We start from the raw sequence: 3513 nt of genomic DNA on the forward strand, positions 1-3513 counted from the left end.
ACACCAACTTTGTACTTAACAACAACTGCGCTATCAACTAATACTGAATTAACTGCCATATGTTTCACCTCCCTTCACTTAAATATATGCACTAGTTAAAGTTTTTGAAAAAATAATCAAATTATATTTTCCCTACAATATTTAGATTATATTAACCTCAAACAAGGTGTTTCTAAAAATTAGCAGCACCTTTGTTTTGGCTTTTATCTGTTTTTATAAGCAAAAAAACACCATAAAATAATTATAGTGTTTCATTGTTTGTACTTGTAAATATTAAAAATCTGACCTGAATGAAGGGCCTATCCCGACCAGAAGTTGCTATCTATAAATTGTTTTCATATGTCCGCTCTTTTAATATCAACATTTGTTGTTTTTTATTGGCTTTAATAAAACTTCTACATCCCCTTAGCTACCTTAACAAAATCAAATATATCTATTATCCCATCACTATTTATATCAAAATGTCTCTTAAAGCTATTATCTTCACTGATTTTATTATAATCTATAGCGATAGTTGCTAAATCTTCTATATCAATCTTCTCATCTTTATTTACATCTTCCTTAGAATAACCAGGTATAAATGCAGTGTTTGGAGCATTTATAAGTTTTACATTACTACTACTTATATATCCAGTGTAGTTCCACTCATAATTTCCATGATACTTATTTTCATCTCCACCATTATTCAAAGTAGTTGTTCTTTCTGGGAATATTCCATACTTTCCTAGAGTAGTTTCACCTGAAAATTTTAAAGCTACTGCATTACCTGCATAACCTCCAAAGCCACTAATCGTTGGGTTAATATTATACAACAAACTTCCATTTAACTCTTTTACTTCATTAGACCCTGTATAAATAGCTAATTGGTATCCATTATTATCTTTCAAATTATTTATATCTTTATTTGATAATTCATAGTCTATAGTAAAAGCATGCTGAGCAGCTTTTTCTCCCCAAAATGGATCTGAAGCATACTTTACATTTGCACCTAATTGCTTATTTCCTAAATATCCTCCAAAATATCTCCAATCTGCCGGATCAGAATATCCCCTTGAAATATAGTTTCTAGTAAATTCTCTTACACTATCCGCTGGCGTAGCAAAACTATATGCACTTTCTTCTGGGCTAGAGTCAATTGCATTTTTACCAAAAACATTGTTTTTTTCTTGTGCTATCTCAGAGGCCCCCCATGAAGATTCATTAATTGATACAGCTAATGTTAGCATTGGATTTACTCCATATTTATTTTGACATTCTATTAAAACTTCACCTAATCCTCTTAATTTACTTGAAGGTTCAGTTTTGTTATTTATAAAAGTATTTAACTCCTGTGCAGTATAATTTGTCTTAGTTCTGAAAGGTAAATATTCATAATAATTATAATTTGGATTATTATTATTAATTGAATTTACCTTTGTGTTATTTTTAAGATCTGTTATTAGTTTATTTAATCCCTCTGATACTGTTGATCCTGTATAAAAATAAATACCATCATAACTATAATAATCTACACCCAATTTCAAATATGAAGGTGCAGCTCCAACTCTTATTGAATAACCAGCAATTCCACTACTAGTCATATTTGTAGATATATAATGATATAATCCTCCGTCTTTAACTAAATAACAACTTGGATTAGTTACTTGATTTATAGGAACTACTACTAAGTCATAATTTAGTGAATTTGAATCTTTATTTATCCATCCATTATAACCATTAACTTGTATTTTAGCACTTGTACCTAAATCTTCTATAATAGGTACATCATCTATAAATCCCTGATTAATATAAGTAAATTGTTTTTTTAAATCTGATGTTGAATAAATGTAAGTTATTTCTGAAGACCCTTTTATAGGTTCTCCATTACGATGATTCCAAATTCTCCCCATAGAATTCGTTGCGTAAACAACTTGTCCACTTGCATTTATCAAAGATGGTACTATATCAAGACTATTATACTTTTTTTCTAAAACTTTAACAGTCACCATAGCTTCATCTGCAGTTTTTGCACTTTCTACATAGGTATAACTTCCATCCCCATAAGCTAACGCTACTTCAAAAGCCTCTTTAGTTTTTGGTTTAAGTATTTTAAAATCCTTCATAGCCTCTATCTTTTTTTGTACTTCTTCTTTATCCCCTACGTTGCTTACAGCATCTGTATCATCTACAGTATCTATAGAATTACTAGGATTCATATATCGCTTATCTATACTATAAACTGAAACATTTTTATCTCCAAACCTAATTTCTTCATATTTCTCTCCACTTTTGATATTTATATCTGAAGCTACTTTATCAACTTCCTCTGCTAATGGAATTAAAGTTGGCATCATAAAAAATGTTATAGTTAAAGTAACTATAAGTTTTTTAAAATCATATTTTCTCATATTCATTCCCCTCCCATTCTAAATTCCTAACCATTTTCACTTTGAGTATCTTTTTTAAATTTTATCCATGCAACTAACATATCTTTTAAATACGCAATCTATTTTAGTATCTAACAACCCTCTACTCATGTTACCACCTCTAATTCACTTATTTTCTATATTATAATTATATAACACTTATATTTATATATATACTAACCTGAAAAATAATTACTATTTTTATAATTATAATTCCACACAGAAAAAAGACTTAGTTTATACCAAGTCTTTCACATTATTATATAAGTGCCTGTCACCTTCTTGATGTCTTTATGGAACATATCACCAAATCATAAATATCTATAATTTCATCATCATTCATATCATACCTTCTATTTTCACTACCTAAATAAGATGTTTCATTATACTTTAATGCTATTTGCGATAAATCTAAAATATCAATTTCACCATCTTTATTTATATCCTCTTTAACATAATCACTTATATTAAATTCCCTAACTATAGTATTTCCAAATATAGTTTTGAATTCTACTTTAATTTTTTCTTTACTTCCTATAAATATATCTTTTAAATCAAAGCATCCGTTATAATCTAAAACTACTTTTTGCCCTTCTATATACATATCAACTACATTTATGGTTGCTCCTTTTATATTTAATTTTCCATTTTTAGCTACTAAAGTCTCGTTATCTATCCTTATAGGTATCTCTTTAACTGGAGAGTCTGTCATAATACTAGATACAATTGAGTTACTACCACTTATAACTATTGTTCCATTGTATAAGGTTGGATTTCCACCCCAACTCATATTAGTTCCATTTAACGTTCCCTTTATATTTAACCCGCCATAAGATTTAAGTGATCCTAAAACATAAACGCTACCACTAACTGTGACATTCCCATTTACAGTTAGAACCGCCTGTGGTCCTATATATAAATCCCCATTTATATATTTGTTTGTCCAATTTTCATTCTTAGTGACTACAGTTATACCATCTATTGGTTTTACTGAACTTTCTTTATTAATTACGATAAAATTTCCGGCACTTAAATCTTCTTTTATATCAGCATCTGGATTCTCATTAATATTATATATTCTTATACCATTATTTTGTTCATCGTCTAG

General features: G+C 28.7%; 2 protein-coding genes. Both read right to left on the reverse strand.

All coding sequences use genetic code 11. The features are described from left to right. Nucleotides 1–395: 395 nt before the first annotated feature. Nucleotides 396–2387, reverse strand: coding sequence for a glucosaminidase domain-containing protein (locus BLS77_RS18935; protein ID WP_175490924.1), 1992 nt, complete (start codon nucleotides 2385–2387; stop codon nucleotides 396–398). 292 nt (nucleotides 2388–2679) lie between these two features. Next, a partial coding sequence (locus BLS77_RS20105) for a dockerin type I domain-containing protein (protein ID WP_242874032.1) occupies nucleotides 2680–3513 on the reverse strand: 834 nt, incomplete at its 5' end.

Source organism: Clostridium gasigenes (assembly GCF_900104115.1).
Taxonomy (GTDB): domain Bacteria; phylum Bacillota; class Clostridia; order Clostridiales; family Clostridiaceae; genus Clostridium; species Clostridium gasigenes.